The sequence below is a fragment of the Clostridium algidicarnis genome (genome assembly GCF_000703125.1).
Taxonomy (GTDB): Bacteria; Bacillota; Clostridia; order Clostridiales; family Clostridiaceae; genus Clostridium_L; species Clostridium_L algidicarnis.
In genome coordinates this window covers 1,786,597-1,806,636 of sequence record NZ_JNLN01000001.1, presented here as the reverse complement: position 1 = coordinate 1,806,636, position 20,040 = coordinate 1,786,597, and the positions used below count along the sequence as shown (strand labels likewise).

General features: G+C 30.9%; 14 protein-coding genes and 1 riboswitch. All 14 genes read right to left on the bottom strand.

Going from position 1 to position 20,040, the window contains the following annotated elements; translation table 11 throughout:
* Nucleotide 1 precedes the first annotated feature (1 nt).
* Complete coding sequence (locus BV55_RS0108670; RefSeq protein WP_029452438.1) at nt 2-1,939, bottom strand: OPT family oligopeptide transporter; 1,938 nt, start codon at nt 1,937-1,939, stop codon at nt 2-4.
* Between the two features lie 190 nt (nt 1,940-2,129).
* Nucleotides 2,130-3,575, bottom strand: a complete 1,446-nt coding sequence (locus tag BV55_RS0108665; protein WP_029452437.1) for an aminoacyl-histidine dipeptidase — start codon at nt 3,573-3,575, stop codon at nt 2,130-2,132.
* Nucleotides 3,576-4,053: 478 nt separating this feature from the next.
* Nucleotides 4,054-6,195: a HelD family protein gene (locus BV55_RS0108660; protein ID WP_242850867.1), complete on the bottom strand. Its 2,142-nt coding sequence runs from the start codon at nt 6,193-6,195 to the stop codon at nt 4,054-4,056.
* Between the two features lie 184 nt (nt 6,196-6,379).
* Complete coding sequence (gene ftsH / locus BV55_RS0108655; protein WP_051652546.1) at nt 6,380-8,242, bottom strand: ATP-dependent zinc metalloprotease FtsH; 1,863 nt, start codon at nt 8,240-8,242, stop codon at nt 6,380-6,382.
* A 65-nt stretch (nt 8,243-8,307) separates the two neighbouring features.
* The gene (gene pepV, locus BV55_RS0108650; RefSeq protein ID WP_029452434.1) at nt 8,308-9,699 is read right to left on the bottom strand and encodes a dipeptidase PepV; all 1,392 of its coding nucleotides are present in this window, start codon (nt 9,697-9,699) and stop codon (nt 8,308-8,310) included.
* A gap of 42 nt (nt 9,700-9,741) precedes the next feature.
* Nucleotides 9,742-10,311: a signal peptidase I gene (gene lepB / locus BV55_RS0108645; protein ID WP_084170522.1), complete on the bottom strand. Its 570-nt coding sequence runs from the start codon at nt 10,309-10,311 to the stop codon at nt 9,742-9,744.
* Nucleotides 10,304-10,543, bottom strand: coding sequence for a DUF3006 domain-containing protein (locus BV55_RS0108640; protein WP_029452432.1), 240 nt, complete (start codon nt 10,541-10,543; stop codon nt 10,304-10,306). Before BV55_RS0108640 ends, lepB begins: the two co-directional genes overlap by 8 nt.
* Nucleotides 10,544-10,657: 114 nt before the next feature.
* A complete protein-coding gene (locus BV55_RS0108635; RefSeq protein WP_029452431.1) occupies nt 10,658-11,614 on the bottom strand; it encodes a glycoside hydrolase family 73 protein in 957 nt (318 codons plus the stop codon).
* A 235-nt stretch (nt 11,615-11,849) separates the two neighbouring features.
* Nucleotides 11,850-13,298 (bottom strand): NAD(P)/FAD-dependent oxidoreductase, encoded by a 1,449-nt coding sequence (locus BV55_RS0108630; protein WP_029452430.1) that lies wholly within the window; start codon nt 13,296-13,298, stop codon nt 11,850-11,852.
* A gap of 220 nt (nt 13,299-13,518) precedes the next feature.
* Nucleotides 13,519-14,535: an NADPH dehydrogenase NamA gene (gene namA, locus BV55_RS0108625; RefSeq protein WP_029452429.1), complete on the bottom strand. Its 1,017-nt coding sequence runs from the start codon at nt 14,533-14,535 to the stop codon at nt 13,519-13,521.
* Nucleotides 14,536-14,734: 199 nt separating this feature from the next.
* A complete protein-coding gene (gene thiW, locus BV55_RS0108620; protein WP_029452428.1) occupies nt 14,735-15,229 on the bottom strand; it encodes an energy coupling factor transporter S component ThiW in 495 nt (164 codons plus the stop codon).
* Between the two features lie 73 nt (nt 15,230-15,302).
* A riboswitch (TPP riboswitch) is annotated at nt 15,303-15,413 on the bottom strand.
* A 32-nt stretch (nt 15,414-15,445) separates the two neighbouring features.
* Nucleotides 15,446-16,543 (bottom strand): iron-containing alcohol dehydrogenase family protein, encoded by a 1,098-nt coding sequence (locus tag BV55_RS0108615; protein ID WP_029452427.1) that lies wholly within the window; start codon nt 16,541-16,543, stop codon nt 15,446-15,448.
* 176 nt (nt 16,544-16,719) lie between these two features.
* Nucleotides 16,720-18,054: a magnesium transporter gene (mgtE, locus tag BV55_RS0108610; protein ID WP_029452426.1), complete on the bottom strand. Its 1,335-nt coding sequence runs from the start codon at nt 18,052-18,054 to the stop codon at nt 16,720-16,722.
* A 499-nt stretch (nt 18,055-18,553) separates the two neighbouring features.
* The gene (locus tag BV55_RS0108605; RefSeq protein WP_198023229.1) at nt 18,554-19,990 is read right to left on the bottom strand and encodes an amino acid permease; all 1,437 of its coding nucleotides are present in this window, start codon (nt 19,988-19,990) and stop codon (nt 18,554-18,556) included.
* Nucleotides 19,991-20,040 lie beyond the last annotated feature (50 nt).

Genomic DNA, 20,040 nt, shown 5'->3' with positions numbered 1-20,040 from the left:
ATTAGATAACTCCTTTGTCTTCTCTAGTTGAAAACATGTATATCCATACTGCTAATCCAAGGAACATAATAAATGATAATAAGTTTCCTTGAGTTATGCTAGGTGCTATTTTAGCTCCAAAACCTAGTTTTTCGTCTAAGCTTAAAGTTGCAAATATAGCTATTATAATACCTACTAGAGCATCTCCTGCTACAAGTCCTGAAGCAAGTAATGTTCCTTTTTCTAAAGAACCTGACTTTCTTTCTTCATTATTCTTGAATTTCTTCTCAACTAGAACTCTGATTAATCCACCAGATAATATAGCTGTGTTTAATGTTATAGGTAAATATAATCCTAAAGCAACTGGTAATATAGGAATCTTTGCAAGTTCGCAGAATATAGCGATTGCAGCTCCTACTATAACCAATGTCCATGGAAGTTGAGCTGTCATAATTCCTTCGACAATCATCTTCATTAATACTGCTTGTGGTGCTGCTACAGCTGCACTACCTATTCCATAAGCTTTATCTAGCATTTTTATTACTAGCCCTGAGAATACAGAAGCAAATGCTACTGCAACAAACATACCAACTTGAACCTTTTTAGGAGTACCTCCTATAATAAATGTTGTCTTTAAACTTTGTGCTGTTCCACCTGCAACTGCAATAGCAACGCACACAACTCCACCTATTAATAGTGCCTTTTTAATACCTTCGTCTCCTACTGATCCTGTAAGTTTTAATACTGTTGTAACAAATAATAATGTTGCTATAGTCATTCCTGAAACTGGATTGTTTGAAGCTCCGATTATACCTACCATTCTAGCAGATACAACTGAGAAGAAGAAACTAAATACTACAACTAGTAATCCTCCAATGAATCCTCCTCCTATAGCTGGTAATAACCAAGTTAAAAGGAATCCAAGTATTGCTGCCGCGATAACCCATATTAAAGGTGCTTCAACATCTATTCTGTCTACTTCGCCATTTATTTTTGAACCAATACCTGACATTGCTTGTTTAAAGCTCTTTATGATTGTAGGTAAAGATTTAATAAGTGAAATAAATCCACCCATTGCAACCGCACCTGCACCAATATATCTTATATAGCTTTTCCATATTTCCATTGCTGACATTTCTGAAATTAATTTAGCTGAAGGAAATAATGGTGCTGCAAGTCCGCTTCCTAAATATTTTATTAATGGTATAAAAGCAAACCAAGCAACGAAAGATCCACCAAACATAAGTAAAGATGCATTCGTACCTACTATAAATCCAACACCAAGTAATGATGCTAATGTATCTACTCCTATCATTGTTCCTTGGTAACTTTTTATTGTATATGTAGCTTGTTCAGCCCATAATCTAGTTCCACCTGATAAGAATTTATATGCTCCACCCATTCCAAGTCCTGTTAAAACTGTTTTAAAAGCACTTCCACCTTCACTACCAGTAACTAAGACTTCAGCTGCTGCCATAGCCTCAGGGTAAACTAAATTACCATGCTCTTCAACTATTAAGAATCTTCTTAATGGTGTTACAAAGAATACTCCCATAAGTCCACCTACTACAGTTACAGCTACTACAGTTGTAATGCTTAGGCCAAAATTTGAAAGTATTAATGCAGGTAATACGAATATAATTCCACCTGCTATTGATTCTCCCATTGCTGCTAATGATGATACCATATTAGCTTCTAAAATACTGTTTCTTTTAAATAATCCCTTCAAGATTCCTGTAGCTAAAATAGCACCAGGTATTCCTGCAGAAATTGTAAGACCTACTTTTAATCCAAGATATGTGTTTGCTGCTGCGAATAAAGCTGCAAACAAAATTCCAAGTATAATTGAATAACCTGTAGTTTCAGGCATTGCTACTGTTGTAGATATAAATGGTACATAATCCTCGCCTTTGCATCCGGAATATGCGGTGCTAGAAAGTTTCTTTTTATCACTTGCCATTGGTAAACCCAACCTTTCTTAATATATATTAATATAATTGCTAAAATACATATCTCATGTTCCTTTTATAAAAGAATACATGAGATATAATTTTATATTGATAACAAATTTAAAATTAATAATCCAAGTAAATACAACGTAGCAATTCTAGTAAATATTAACACTCACTAAACTAATAAAAACTTATTTATTATTTTATATTTTTAAGTAGTTCTTGTAAGAAGTTCCATACTCTTTCTACAGACGATACACTTAAATGTTCATTTGGTGTATGGACATCATATAAGTTAGGTCCAAAACTTATCATATCTGTATCTTGCATCTTTTCTTTTAGAAGTCCACACTCAAGTCCAGCGTGTATTGCATCAATCTTTGGTTCTTCGTTAAATAATTTTTTGTGAGTTTCTATACATAACTCTCTTATTTTTGAGTTCTCTTCATATTGCCATTCTGGATATTCGTTAGAAGTTGTAAAATTACCTCCAGTTATTTTTGCTAGAGATTCTATTCTTTCTGAAATTTCATATTTCAAACTCTTAACGGAACTTCTAACTGATATAGTAAATTTAACTTCATCATTACAAGTTTCTAAAATTCCTATGTTTAAACTACTTTCAACTAAGTTTTCAATGTCTTTACTTACAGTTTGAACACCATTTGGAACTGTCATTAAAAATGTGATTAACTTTTCTGTATCTTCACAGCTCATTTGTCTTTTAGATTTCCCTGATTTTGAAACATTTATACTTATATTTGGATCTTCTACTCTAAATTCATTTTTAAATGTTTCTTCTAACTTTTTGCATAAGTCTTGTACCTTTGTAAATTCATCTGAATTAACTGTGATAATTGAGTTACATTCACGAGCAATAGCATTGTGTTTTGATCCACCATTCATTGATACTAAGTTAAAAGATAGTTCCTTCTTTAATGAGTTAAGAACTCTTCCCATTAACTTAACAGCATTAGCTCTTTGTTTTATTATCTCCATACCTGAATGTCCACCATTTAAACCAGAAATCTCAATTTCTACAGTTTCCTTTGAAGTTTCTTCAAAGGTTGGTTTAAATATAACTGTTGAATTTACTCCACCAGCACAACTTACTAGGTATATGCCTTCTTCTTCAGCATCTATGTTTAAAAGTATTTTACCCTTTAAGCTAGAAGGGTCTAAAGCATCAGCTCCGAACATTCCTGTTTCTTCTTCAGTAGTAATTAAAAGTTCAATTGGAGGATGTGCTATACTATCGGAATCTAACAATGCTAAGCCGTAAGCTACAGCTATTCCATCATCTCCACCTAAAGTTGTATTTGTTGCATATAAATGATCTCCATCTAGTCTTAATTCTAAAGCATCTTTTGAAAAGTCATGTGAACTATCCTTTGATTTTTCACAAACCATGTCCATATGTCCTTGAATTATTACTGTAGGAGCATTTTCATATCCTTTGGTTCCTTGTTTCTTTATAATTACATTTAGGTTCTTATCTTGTACTACCTCTAAACTTCTTATCTTTGCAAAATTCACTAAATAATCGCTTATTTGTTTTTCTTCTGCTGAGCAGTGTGGTATCTTAGTTAATTCTTCAAAAAAGTTAAAAACGTTTTGGGGTTTTAAATTACTTGTAAAACTCATTATTATTCCTCCTTTTTATTTAGATATTTATTATAACCTTATTAACAATTAAGTCCCCTCTCTAGTCTAACAGAAAAGGTTTTCTTTCATGCTATTAGTTTTAATATTTTAAAATATAACACTAAAAAAACACAAATTCAAGGATATGTATTTCAAAAATCCGTTGTATATACATTGCTTTTTTATACATATCACGTTTTAGTGAGGGTTTTATTATTTAATTATTAATTTAGCCATACAAATAATATTATACTACTATTTTTCTTGTTTTTGTTTAATATTATTTAATATTATTGCGAATTTTTTGATAATTTATTTATTTTTCAACATATTATTTCATTTAATAATATTTAATGAAATATATCTTTTTAAAATTGCAAAATTATTATTTATCTATACTATAAACTTTTAAGATATTAAAAAAAACAAACTAAAGTGTTAAACCTTTTATAACACTTTAGTTTTAAATGTTAAGTTATTATATTAAATTAAATTCCTTTAGTTCATGTAATGCCCTAGTACACATAACATATTTTACTAGATCTTCTCTTTTTTCTTGCTTATTATCTACCAAAATTGCTGCATCAAATTCTAATCCTTTTGCAAAATAAGATGGTATTAGCACTGCTCCACCACTATATATGTCATCTTCTGATGCAATGACTTTTATTAGCACCTCATCCTTCAAAGGTTTCTTTATTGAATTTACCATACCTTCGTCCCTGCATATTACAGCTATAGTGTCATACCCCTTATTTTTAAAATTTTCTAAAGCATCTTTTAAACTTTTAATAAGCTGAGATTTTTCTTTGAATATTTTATATTCTACCTCTTCACCATCTCTTACAAAAGGTACTATTTTATCTTCTGTTAAGTATCCATTAGCATAATCTATTATTTGCTTTGTTGATCTATAGCTTTTATTTAGATTGAAATATTTTAAATCTTCCGTAAACACTTCATTTAAATCATCTAAAGCTGGATTATTTTTGTTATTTATAAGTCTTTGATTGATATCCCCTACTATAGTAAAAGAATTGCATTTTGTAATCTCTTTTATTACTTGCATTTGAATCAAACTGTAATCTTGTGCTTCATCTATAACTACATGTTTTATATCACCTTCATATTTCACTCCATATAGCTTTAACTTAAGATATAGCATGGGTGCTAAATCATCTATAATCAACTTATTATTTTCATTTAACCTTAGGTATATCTCTTCTAGCGATTCATTATCTAGCCAATGTAATTGTTCTTTGCAACTCATGACATCCCTTATGAGTTCTCTTATTTGTAGTTTTCTATTGTATTCTATGGTATTCATTTCATCATTTTTTTCTTCCTCTGAAAGATTATCTATTAGTTCTTTGTATTTCTTTTCTATTTTTCTAAAATAATCATCTCTTTTATCTTTTATTTTACTAATTAAAACTCTTCTTATTCTCTTGCTTCTTTTAAAAAGAGGCATATATGCATAATGGATATTAAACATTTCTTCAATTTCACTTTTTTCTACAATAATTTCATCTCTAAAATAAAGGTCCTCTATCTGAAAGTAATCCTTATTTAATATCCCTATATGTTGATCTAAAAATTTAATATACTCCCTTGAATTCTTATATTCTATATCTTTTATTAATTCTTTATCTTCTCTTACTATAGACTCAACATAATCTTTAAAGTTCATTACTTCTGATTTAATTTCTAATATGTCTTTTGCAAAATCTTGAAAAGTCTCTTGCTTTACAGCTACTTCACCTAAACTTGGTAGCACACTTGATATATACTCCATAAATATATTGTTAGGTCCTAGTATTAAAACCTTATTTTCTAATGCCTTTCTGTTATTATATATAAGATACGCAACTCTGTGTAAGGCTATAGTAGTTTTTCCACTACCTGCCACACCATTAACTGCAACCACTCCACCTTTTGGATACCTTATTATTATATCTTGTTCTTTTTGAATTGTAGTTATTATATCTTTTAACTTTTCAGAGCTATTACTACTTAATACTATTTGCAATATCTCATCTTTTATATCTAGTTCAGAATCAAACATACCTTGAAGTTCAGCCTTTTTTATTATAAACTGTCTTCTTTCTACTATATCAGTATTAACTAAGCCTTCTGGAGAATTATAAGTTGCCTTACCAAGTGTCCCTGCATAAAAAAGAGAAGATACTGGCGCTCTCCAGTCAACTACAACAGGATCAATACTAGAATCAGGTATAACACCAAATTTACCAATATAAATTTGTTCATTAGTATCATCACCCTCTTCTATAAAGGTTACCTTACCAAAATAAGGCGATAACTTTAATTGCGTAAGTTCTTTTAACCTTCTATCTATAGTTTTGAATGCTTCTTCTTTTATATATCTTTCATGATCAAAATAATCTATTATCTTATCCTCATCATCTCTAAACTCTTCTATAACATTTTTCCTATAGTCTAATATATACTGTGATATCTCTTTTCTCTTTTTTAAATACTCAATTACCTCATTATTTATAATATCTTTAGTGTATTCTAACCTTAACTTTTCTGCAGCAATCTCCAAATCTTTGTTTTTATCTTTCGTATCTTTCATATCTCTCACATCTTCCTTACTCATAATCATAATATAAGAAGCATTAATCTTCCTATATACCTCCTTTCTTGTTAAGTTTTAAAAGGTTACAAAATAGACAGAGCACTTAGCTTTAGGATATCCTAAAGAAGTGCTCCTTATAACCATTTTAAAATCTACTAGCAATTTATATCTTCTATAGTGCCAAGGATTTTAATTTATATTTATATTAATCTTCCTTAGTTTCAATATTAATTTTGCTTTCAATCCTTGGAAGATTATTTCTATCTCTATATGCATTTATTATACTCATAAATTCATCACCGGAAAGTGTTTCTTTTTCAATAAGAGTTTCTGATATTTCTACTAGAAGATCTTTGCTTTCCTTTAATAACTCAACAGCACCTTTGTGACAACCTTTTATTATACTTAAAGTTTCTGAATCTATAAGTGCTGCAGTTTCCGCACTACAATTTTGGACTGGTCTTCCATCTAGATATCTGTTACTCATAGATTCAAGTGCCATCATATCAAACTTGTCTGTCATACCATACATAGTTACCATACTTCTAGCAGTTTGAGTTGCTCTTTCAATATCATTAGAAGCTCCAGTGGATATACTGTTAAATTCAACTTCTTCTGCTGCTCTTCCACCTAACATAACTGTTATTTGATCTATCATTTCTTCTTTAGATACTAAATACTTTTCTTCTGCTGGTAATTGCATAGTATATCCAAGAGCTCCCATGGTTCTTGGAACTATGGTTATCTTATGAACTGGATCAGCATTATCTAATGTAGCTGCTACAAGAGCATGCCCTACTTCATGAAATGCTACTATTCTCTTTTCGTTAGAAGACATGATTCTGTCTTTTTTCTCTTTACCAGCTATTACAACTTCAACAGCTTCTTCTAAGTCTTCTTGGGTTACAACTTTTCTATTATTTTTTACAGCTCCTAGAGCAGCTTCATTTACCATATTAGCAAGATCCGCACCAACAGCTCCTGGAGTAGATTTTGCCAAAGATAGAAGGTCTACATTATCTCCAAGTTTAACGTCTTTTGAATGCACCTTTAATATAGCTTCTCTACCTTTAAGATCTGGTCTATCCACAATTACTCTTCTATCAAATCTACCTGGTCTTAAAAGTGCCTTATCTAATATTTCTGGTCTATTAGTTGCAGCTAATATTACAACTCCTTTAGATGAGTCAAAACCATCCATTTCCGAAAGTAATTGATTCAAGGTTTGTTCTCTTTCATCATTACCACCTTGCATCGATGTATCTCTACTTTTTCCTATGGCATCTATTTCATCAATAAATACTATGCATGGAGCCTTTTCTTCTGCTTGCTTAAATAAATCTCTTACTCTTGAAGCTCCCATTCCCACGAACATTTCAACAAAATCAGAACCTGATAATGAGAAAAATGGCACTTTAGCTTCTCCAGCTACAGCCTTTGCTAGTAATGTTTTCCCTGTACCTGGAGGTCCCACAAGTAGAGCGCCCTTAGGTAGTCTAGCTCCAATTTCTGCGTATCTTTCAGGTTTATGAAGGAAATCTACAATTTCAACTAAAGATTCCTTTGCTTCTTCTTGACCTGCAACATCCTTAAAAGTCTTTCCTGTTTCATTTTCAGCATAAAGTTTAGCAGTGTTCTTTCCAAAGGACATAACCCCGCCGCCCATTTTTTTATCTATTTTACCAAAAAGAAGTCTTCCTATCATAAAAAATATAATTAAAGGAAGAATCATAGATAATATAGAATTTAGGATAGGACTATTATTTGGAACATCAGCATTAAATTCTACGTTAGCATTAGTTAATACCTCTATAAGATTAGGATCTCTAAGATTTCCTGTATATAAAGCCTTTTCAGCAAATTCAGTACCTTCTTTAGCTTTTATAACAATTTTATCTCTTTGAATAACTACTTTTTCTACGTTTCCTTCTTGGACTAAAGTTAAAAATTGATTGTAAGGTATTTCTTTTGTACCCATATTTGTAGCAAAATAGTTTGCTGCAAATATGGCTAGTATTACGCCTACAAAATAAACCATCCTGTATTTAAATTTTTTATCATTAAACATCATATTACCCTACCTTAAAATTAACTAAATTTTAAAATAAAGTTGTTACACATCCTTTCTAATGTCTATTTCGCTAATTCATATATGGCATTACCATATATCTTTGCATTTAGTATTAAATCGTCAATTTCTATATATTCATTAGGTTGATGATCTAAATCAGGTTTCCCTGGGAAAATTGGTCCGAATGCAACTATATTAGGTATTTCTTTTGCATAAGTCCCTCCACCTATAGCTAATAATTTTGGTTCATCACCTGTTTGCTCTTTATATACCTTTTGTAATGTTTTTATTAATTCATGTTCTGGTGGAAAATATAATGGCTTATCTTCCTCAAAGTTTTTAATTTCAATACCAGTTCCCATTAAAGTCTTTTTGAAAGGTTCCATCATATCTTCTAGCTTAAAGGTTACAGGATATCTTAGATTTAAGGTCATAATAATCTTTCCTTCATTATAATTTATAACCCCTACATTAAAAGATAATTTTCCTGAGGCTTTGTCTTCTAAGTATACTCCAAAATTTCTTCCATAAACATCATAACTTATATTTTTATTAACAAAACTTATAAATTTCTTTAAAGAATTATTTGAAATATCAATATTGCTTAAGATATCCATCATAAACATTATTGCATTTTTGCCTCGTTCTGGTGTACTTCCATGAGCTGAAACCCCATAAGTCTTAATTATTATATTTTTATTTTCTTGTTCTAATAATACCTTAAGTCCTTCTTTTTGGTTAAACTTTTCTATATGAGATGTTAACCATTCATAAGAAAGTCCTGATATAGATGATTCACAATAATCTGGCACCATATTAGCTCTGTTTCCGCCTTTTATATAGTTTATCTTAAGACTTTCATCTTCTAATACATCTATTTCTTTTACAATATCAAATATTGTGGCACCTTTTTCCGCATAAATGATAGGATATTCTGCATCTGGAGTAAATCCAGCTATAGGTGGCTTTTCATACTTCATGTAATAATCCATATCTTTAGATCCTGTTTCTTCATTAGTTCCAAATATAATACGCACCTTTTTAGCTAAGGATAAGTTACTCTCCTTAACTGCCTTTAGACCATACAAAGCTGCCATTATTGGACCTTTATCATCTAGAGCTCCTCTTGCATATATTTTTCCATCATGAATCTCTGCCGCATAAGGTGGATACTTCCATCCATCGCCCTCTGGAACTACATCTAAATGTCCTAAAATGCCTATATATTCTTCACCTTCACCATACTCTGCATAACCTACATATCCATCCATATTTACAGTTTTAAATCCTAATTTATCACATATATCTAGTGCCTTGTCTAAGGCCTCAGATACACCTTCCCCTAGTGGAGCATTTTTAGTTGGCTCTCCTTCAACGCTTTTTATCATCAAGATATCTCTTGTGGATTGTATAAGTTCCTCTTTTAATTCATCTATCTTTTTAGATATCATAATAATCAAATCCCCCTTAAATTAGTTTTAAATCAACAGTTACATCTATCTAACCATTCCAACTCGATCAAAAGGGTATACCCTAACTTGTGCCTTTCCCTTTATCTCGGATTTATCTATATAAGGATCCTTCCAAAGTCTACTATCTTTTGAATTGGCCCTATTATCCCCTAAAAAGAGGAATTTATCATTTGGAACATTAAAATCACCACTATGGCCATCTGGGTGTTTAACATAAGTTTCTTCAATTTTACTACCATTAACTAAAACGCTTCCTGTATCATCTATATTTATTTCATCCCCTGGTAATCCAATTACTCTTTTGATTAAAAGATCTCCAAGCTCATTAGAATAAAATACAACTATATCTCCTCTTTCTATTTTTTCTGTATTATATATCTTGGTGACAAATAGCTGATCTCCTACTTTAAGAGTAGGGAGCATAGATTCAGATGGTATAAGTACTTTAAACACTAAAAATTTATTTATAAGTCCTGCTATTACTAATGCTAATAATATAGGTAATATCCATTCTGTAAAAATCTTCATAAATTTATTGTTGTCAGACTTTGGATTCTTAATTTCTTCATATCCTTCTGTGAAATCATTATTCATCTATCCACATGCCTTTCATTAAATTATTAATATAATCTTTTCTCTTTTTAGTAAGCGTAGAGTCTTTAAAATAGGTTTCTCCTTTTAGGGTTATAATATCCCCTTCATTAATATGTCCTTTAAACAACTTTAAAGATACATTTAATATATCCCCATTATAATCCTCTAATACAACTAAATTACTTTCTATTCGATCTACTATAAAATTGTTTGAACCTAATTTGAATTCCATTACTATACCTCCAAATAAAGAGTATCACGATATAATTATATCATGATACTTGTAGTTTCACTAATTAAAATAGCAATTAACATAAATTTAATACTTATAAGTAAAATTAATAAACTATTTTATTTTTCCTGTTAAATAATTCATCTCTACTTCATAATCTACTAATTGTAAATTATAATCTCTTATAACAGTTGTTAAAAGTTCTGAATATATTTTTTCACCCTTGTGGTTTTCAGCAGTACTGTAACCACCCTTTTCTATAGCTTGTACTTGTTCTATATAATGTGTGCAATTAAAAACTCCTGAGACTTTATATCTTGGATTCTTATACAAAAACTCCCTATGGTCATTTATCGAGTCATTTTTATTATCATATACTCTAAAATTATCCGTTATCATTTCATTATTATATTCTGAGGTCTTCATTGAAATCTTTTCACCCTTCCAACTTGAATCCGCCTTAATTCCAAAAAGATTATTAGCCTTTACAGTAAGTTCTGATTCTCCCCACCCTGATTCTAATATAGCCTGAGCAATTGTTACTGATGGGAATATACCATATTTAACATATCCATTCATAGCCTCATCTTTAATGCTATTAATGAATTCCGTTTGAATACTATCCTTTGAAAGTTCTTCTTTTAAGGTTCCTTTATAAGCCAAATCCTCTAAATACTTATTAGCTCTTTCTATTTCTTTAGATTTAAACCCAAGTTCTGTCATAACTTCATCCATGCTAAGTAGCCTATAAGCACTATCTTTAACTTTAAACTGTCCTTGGTTTTGTTCTAAAAATTTGTTTGATAGTTCAAGTTTGGTCATATGGTTTGATAAAGTAAAATCATTTTTATATATTACCCCTTCAATTGCTGCTACTTGTTTCCAGTTCACTTGTAATTTCCCTTTGCTTGCTTCATCTGCCACCTTTATGTATTCTATAGCCTTAAAATCTTTTAGGTTTATATCCTTATACTTCATATTATAATTTCTTACATATAAGATATAAGCCAAAGCAAGGGCAAGTATTATTAATATAAATGATGTAATAAATCTTTTAATCTTTTTTGGCATTATTATTCTCCCTAAAATTATATTTTATATATTGTGACAAAACTACTTATATTATCTTATAAAAATCTTAATTTTACAATAGCGCCTTTTTTAATATTAATTAAATTCAAATTGAGGCAACTATTTTATATAATCTTTAAATATATAATAGTCTTACATTCTATTATGCAAAAAAAGAGCTATAAAAGCAATTCTTTATATAGCTCTTTCTATCTTTAATTTTACTTTAATCTTATTATTTTAGTTTTCTTACTAGATTTATATTTACCCTTTGCAACTTTTCTGTAGATGTATCACCTCTAACAGTTACATCTTCTACAGATAATCCTAGTTCTCTTGCAATTATTGCCTTAACTCGTCTTTGGCAAAAGTTCCCTTGACATGTTCCCATACCTGCTCTTGTTCTTCTTTTTACAGCATCTGTAGATTTTATAGGTATTCCTCTGTGAAGAGCGTCCACAATCTCTGACTCTGTAACAGTCTCACATCTACATATTATATTTTTATCTGGATTCTTATCATCTATTTTTAATCCTAAATTGTTATTCATATCTTTTGCTTTAAAAATAGGTTTTCTATAAGGATCAAATTTCTCATTTTCATTTAAAACAAGCCCTGATTCCTTTAATATAGCACTTACCTTCTTTGCAATAGCTGGAGAAGATGTAAGGCCTGGCGAGTCTATCCCTGCTACATTTATAAAACCTTTAACCTTACTTTCTTCTATTATAAAATCTCCAGTGCTACTTATAGCTCTTATACCTGAAAAAGTTGTAAGAGCCTTTTTTACATCAAAATCTGGAATAGACATTCTTGCAGTATCTAAAACTTTGTTTAAAGTTTCTATATCTGTTGCTACATCCATCTTATCGTCTACTTCTTCTGCATTAGGTCCTATCATCAAATTCCCATGATAAGTGGTAGTTACAAGTATACCTTTTCCTTTTTCTGTAGGAACTTGAAATATTACTGTACTTATAAGCTTTCCTTGATCCTTACCTAATAATATATACTGTCCTCTTCTTGGTAATATTTTAAAATCATAAAGCCCTACCATGTTAGCAATTTTGTCGCTGTAAACCCCTGCAGCATTTATTACATATCTGCTTTCTATATCCTCTTTGTTTGTTTTTATTATAAACCTTTCCTCTTTTTTCTCTATAGATTTTACTAAGGTTTCAAGTTTTAATTCTACGCCATTTTTTATAGCATTTTCTGCAAGGGCTATGGTAAATTCATAAGGGGATGTAACTCCTACGCTTTTTGCATACAAAGCTACATAAACTTCTTCATTAATATTTGGTTCTATTTCTTTTATTCTATCCTTATAAATAATTTCTAAATCATCACAGCCTATTTTGATTCCATTATCATAAAGACCTCTGATTCTTTTCTCATCCTCTTTATCAAACCCTATAACTAAGGCTCCTGTTTTCTTATATCCAAAGTGTAGCTGCTCCTCTAATTCCTTATACATACTATTTCCCTTAGCACAAAGTTCTCCCTTTAATGTTCCATATTTTGCTGAATAGCCTCCATGGACTATCCCACTATTTGCCTTAGATGCTCCTGTTGTAACATCGTCCTCTTTTTCTATAAGACAAGTTTTTAGATTATATTTTGAAAGTTCCCTTGCTATAGCAGATCCTACAACTCCTGCTCCAATAATGGTTACATCATACATTGCATTCACTCCTTTGTAAAATATAAAAAGACGAGAAGGTGTCTTGATTTATATTTCAAGTACACCTTCTCAAATTCTCAGGCTAAATATTTGTTTTATTTAATTTTACTATTATATATTTATCCGATGGCTACCATCCGTAACACCCCTATCCTCTTCAATGTGGGGGATGACGGCTGCTACGCCCCTGGATAAGTTCTTCTAAGAATCACTTGATATGTTATTTAAAAGATCTTTCATATTGTTTTGGGAATTCTAATTCTATGCCATTCTTTTTTGCCTCTTGAAGGGTCCAGTAAGGATTTCTAAGTAGTTCTCTTCCCAAAGCTACCATGTCAGCTCTTTCATTTTGGAGTATTTCTTCAACCATATCAATCTTCTCTATAAGTCCAACTGCAATTGTTGGTATTTTGCAGTTGTTCTTTATCTCTTCTGCAAATTTCACTTGGTATCCAGGGTAAGTTTTTATTCTTGTGTTTACTACAGCCCCTGAACTTACATGAATTATATCTACCTTATCTTTTATAAGATTAACTATTTTTATCATTTCATCTATATCTATTCCGCCCTCTGCATAATCAGATGCTGAAACTCTAAGGCCTATAGGTTTACTTGAAGGCCATACTTCTTTTATTTCATCTAATATTTCATTTAAAAATCTAACTCTGTTTTCAGTACTCCCTCCATACTCATCTTCTCTTTTATTAGCTAATGGTGATAAAAATTCATTTATTAAGTATCCATGTGCTCCGTGAATTTCTATCATATCAAATTCAGCTTTATCTGCTCTAGAAGCAGCATCTTTAAATCCTTTAATTATTTCTTTTATTTCGTCTTTTGATAAGGCTTTTGGTTGTCTATATTTTTCACTAAAGGAAATATCACTAGGTGCTACTATAAAGTCAGCTTTTGCTTCACATTTTCTTCCTGCATGAGCTAGCTGTATAGCCACCTTTGAACCATTATCTTTTACTGACATTGCGATGGTTTTAAGTCCCTCTATATGACTATCATCCCATATGCCAAGGTCATTATCTGATATTCTTCCATTAGGTGCAATTGCTGTGGCTTCTAAAATTATAAGTCCAGCTCCTCCGATAGCTCTTTCTGTATAGTGTACAAAATGAAACATCTTAGCCATACCGTTTTCATCTGCACTATACATACACATAGGTGGTAAGACTATCCTATTTTTAAATTCTATATCCTTTAATTTGTAACTCTCAAAGGTCTTCACTTATATCACCTCTATCTATATATTTTTGAAAACTAATTGTTATTGTAATTTTACTCTAAAACAGTTATAAGGTAAAGTATCTATCTATCTTTCTTGGTACATATTTTAACTTTCTTTAATATTCTCCATATTCTGTCTCATTTTTAAGTATATTTATCCCATAACCACCACCTTTATTTATTAAAATTAGCCCTATATTTCACTTTTGTGAAATCTTTTTGCTTGTCTTACCTAAATCTAAAACCTTTAGCATTGCATAAGCTATACCACTACCACCTATGGTGCTTATTAAAAATGAAACTACGTAAAATAATGCTGCCACATCCTTACCTAATATAAACTTTGCTATAGGAAAAACCATAATCCCCCCTAGTATGCCTGTACCAAATACCTCACCTAAAATAGCCATTTCTTTTTTTGAAGTAATTCTAAATAACAATCCTGCAATCAATGCCCCTATCATACTACCTGGAAATGCCAACAAAGATCCTATGCCTAGAACATTTCTAAGTAGTGATATTGAGAAGGCTATTCCAACAGAATACACAGGACCTAAACTAATAGCTGAAATTATATTTATGGTATGTTGAACTGGAAAACATTTTGAAGCGCCTACTGGAATGTATATAATTTGGCTTCCTAGCACTCCAATTGCTACAAACATAGCTGAAATTGTCATGTTTTTAATTTTCATTTATGTCCCCCTCTTCCCTTTATTAAAATATAATAAAGCACAGACCAGTACGGCCTGTGCTATATATCTTGCAATATTACTATAGTACACTTCCTACGCTGGCATTATCCAGTTCAGGTTTTGGGTCTAAGAATAGTCATTCTTACTCTCAGCCAGTGATTATCTAGCTCCCCTGTGTTATATTATTCTATTAAAAAAACTTACCCTTTTATCTAATCACTTGATTAGACTATTCATATATATGTTATATATTTCATCATAGCCTACCTTTTCTGGATGATTTTTTAACTTAGCTTCATTACTACACATTATTTTTGCATATACCTGTATCTCTTTTTCAGTTATATCTAAGGTAGTATCCATTAATTTAGATATTATGCTACTAAGCTCTTCTATGTCTTTTAAATTTAAAAAACTTAAAACCTTATTTACTCTAGTTTTATCTTTAAAAACATTTAAGTATTCTCCATACAATAAAGCATTTGCTTTTCCATGAGGTACATTTTTAAAATATGTCAGTGGATAGCCCATGCCATGTGGTAATGAAGTACCTGTTTGAGCTATTACCATTCCTCCAAGTGTAGATGCTAGCATAAGATTTTCCCTAGTAGAGTAATCTATATTATTTTCTAATATATCTTTTAAACACCTGCCAAAAAGACGCAATCCCGATTCTGCCATGGTATCCGTAAGTTCGCTTGCATTATTATTTAAATAACCTTCTGCTAGATGCGTAAATGCATCTATGGCAGTGCTTACTGTTACATCACACCCTATATTCATGGTATAAGAAGGATCTAAAAATGCTACATTTGGAAAAACACTTTGACCTAAATTCTTTTTTGTTTGATTATTATGATCAGTAACTATAGCATACTGTGTGACTTCAGATCCAGTGCCTGAGGTTGTGGCAATAGCAATTATAGGTAAACTTTTTAAATCTTTTGTTTCATTTATATTATCCTTATTTATGTTAGGGTTATTTATAAAAATTCCAATAGCTTTAGCAGCATCTAGTGGGGATCCCCCTCCAATACCTATTATAAAATCTACTTTTTCATTTTTACCTATTACTGAAGCCTTTTCAACAGTTTCTAATGAAGGATTCTCTTCTACTTCATCAAATATTATATGTTCTATGTTGTTATATTCTAAAGCTTCTATCATATTATCTAAAGATCCATTAACTTTTGATGAACTTTTACCTGTAATAATATAAGCTTTCTTTCCAAAATCTTTGAGTATATTCTTATTTTTAAGTACTACATCTTTCCCAAAATATATTTTAGTAGGCATAAAATAATTGAATAACATGATTATTCCACCTTTCAAAATTTTATCCGATGGCTACCATCCGTAACACCCCTATCCTCTTCAAGGTGGGGGTTGACGGCTGCTACGCCCCTAGGATAAGTTCTTCTAAGACTTTGATGGATAGATGTATTCCTTATAAGCAAACTCCACCTATGTCTAAGAATCACTTGATCTTTCTAAATTCCAAGAAGCATTGTTGCTGTAGCAAAGTATAATATTAAAACTAAGGCATCGACAATAGTTGTTATAAGCGGACTTGCCATTATAGCTGGATCCACTTTAAGCTTCTTTGCTATTATAGGTAGTAATCCTCCTACAGCTTTTGCAATAACTACAGTAAAAAACAAAGTAGAACATACAGTTAAAGCCACATAAAAGTCTACCTTTTCCAAGAAATAAATTCTTAGAAAGTTTACAACCGCTAAGGTAGATCCTACAATAAGACTTACTCTAAATTCTTTAAATAAAACCTTAGGCCAATCCTTAAGTTTTATATCTCCAAGTGCAAGACCTCTTATTACCAAAGTGGAAGATTGTGAGCCTGCATTTCCACCAGTATCCATAAGCATGGGAATAAATGCCGTTAAAATAACCACAGCTTGAAGTATGTCTTCGTATTTTCTAATTATACTTCCAGTAAATGTAGCAGATATCATAAGTACTAATAACCAAACGATTCTATGCTTTGCTAAAGAAAAAACGCTTGTATCTAAATAATCTTCTTCTGAAGGCTCCATTGCAGCCATCTTGTAGAAGTCTTCTGTAGTCTCTTCTTCTATAATATCTAAAATATCATCTATTGTTATTATACCAACTAACCTATCTTCATTATCTGTTACTGGCATAGCTAAAAGATCATATTTTTTAAATAATAAGGCAACCGTCTCTTGATCATCGTGAGTATTTACATACTTCACATCTTTATCCATAATGTTTTCTATTATTTCATTTTCATCACTTAATATAATTTGCCTTAACAACACCACACCCTCAAGTTTTCTTCCCTTTGATGTGACATAGCAAGTATCTATAGTTTCCCTATCAATTCCAATCTTTTTAATTCTAGATATAGCTTCTTTTACTGTCATATTTTTTTTAAGGTCTACATATTCTATAGTCATTATGCTTCCAGCAGAATTCTCAGGATAATTCAAAAAGAAGTTAATCCTCTTTCTTGTTTCATCATCTGTATTTCTTAGTACCTTTTTAACAACATTCGCTGGTAGCTCCTCAACAAAATCTACAGTATCATCTAGGTATAAGTCCTCTACTAAAGATTGAACTTCCTTATCTGTTATAGATTCAATTATAAATTGTTGCTCTTTTTGGCTTATATAAGAAAATACTTCTGCTGCAATATCCTTTGGTAATATCCTAAATATTATGAGTTTCTTTTCTTCTGGAATTTCTTCAAATATTTGAGCTATATCCACCACATTCATTTCAGTGAACTTTTCTCTTAATATTTCTATTCTTTCCTTATCTAAGTAGCCAAACAATAAATTTTTCATAGCCAAACCTCCTTAGTAAGTTCGACCCTATTTTCATACCACATAAAAAATAATGATTACTCAATTATAATCGAGGCACACTAATACATTGTTTTAAGTGAACTTATTATAACTAATATTATTAGTAAGAAAATGGTCTAACATTACATTGCTTATATTTAATTTTGTCCTATACCCGCTAGGGTAATCATCCACGACCACCATCTCACTTTCTCTTTTTTATAAATTTAATCCTTAAAACAATTAAGACTTACATATTGTATGTAAGAATTATTTTTTTAAATCATCATATTATTAATTATATCAGAAAATCAGTTAAACATACATGGAAATATTCCATCTTAGCAACCTTATATCCTTTACATTCATAACTAATTTATTTTGCTTTGGTTAAATGTTAAAAAGCGTCTTTAAGATGAAACATCTTAAAGACGCTAATTTTTATTTTATTAACCTTTTTACAAAGAGGTGTTTTAAATCTAATTACTATTTTAAGCTTTTACTTACTTCTAATACTAAACCATTTTTTATCTTCCGGTACATCAAAAGGTGACTTGCCATTCTTTCTTTTTGCAATTATAGGAAGTATAAGTCCAAGCCCTATAAGCACAAAAGGTGTAAGTAGATTTAAGGTTATTTGGAATTTCCATTCCTTTGAAAATGATGTAACGCCCTTAGGGAACATGCCCATTATACATGCAAATGCTGTAAATGCAAAGCACCATAACCCTACTATAAATCCTCCATTTTTGCTTTTTATAAACTTATAACCTGAATCAAACTTACCATCTACGGATTTCTTTAAGGCCATATATGCAAGGAATACCCATAGATATCTAAGTGGCATTACTACTGAATTAAGGTCTAGTAACCAATTAAATAACGTATTCATATCACCTATTCCTATAGCTGGTAGTATTATAAGTATACTTACCAATACCGCCGTTAGCTTATATCCATTAATTGGTGTTCCACGGTCATTCATTTTAGCTAATTTTTCTGGAACATATCTTTTATCAGAATCTGCAAGTAAAACTTTAAGTGGTGCATCGATAGAAAATACCAATGCTGATATTTGCGCTGCCATATTAGCTAAAGCGTATATTACAAGCAGTATGTTTCCAAGTCCATAATATTCTCCAAGCATCTTAAATGCATAATACTGTCCATTCATTTTTAAATCTTTTGGAATATTATTAGCATCAAACATCATTCCCATAGCTAAAGAACCAAGTATTGCTGATACAGCAACCATGGCTGCTAATATTATCATTCCTTTTGGGAATTCTTTTGACGGATTTTTGGTATTGTTTACATAAGGGGATATTTTTTCACATCCACCCACTGCAAATACCAACATAGATATAGTAGTAAAATATGCAAAATTAAATTCCGGCATAAATGTTTTAAATGTTAAGTTTGTAGTAGCAGGCCTCACACCTCTAAGTGCTGGAGCTGCTATTACAAGTAATATGTAAAGTATAGACATTACAAATGTTGCTGTACCAGCTATAGTACCTATCTTTTTTAGTGAGTTAATCCCTCTTGATGCAATCCACAAAAATATAAAGAATAATACCAATGTAATAGATTGTAGAATCATAGGATTAATTGATTTAATTCTGCTTCCATCTTGAAATATCGCCCAGCTTAAAGCTATTAGTATAGATTGGGGCTTTTGTGCCAAATATGGTATATGAACTACCCAGTAAGTCCACCCTGCAAAATATGCTAGAGTAGGTCCCATAGTAGATCTTATCCAAGATGAAACTCCCGCTTTTCCATCTTTAAATGTAGATCCAAGTTCCCCTACCATTAACACATAGGGTACAAAATAAATTGAGATCATAATTATCCATGAAAACACCACCTTTAAACCTTGGTTTGCAAAATTATTTACAACGTTACCAAATCCCCAAACCATAACAAAGCCCATTAAAGATAGGTTATACCACCTAAGTTTTTTTGATTCATCTTCCACAATAT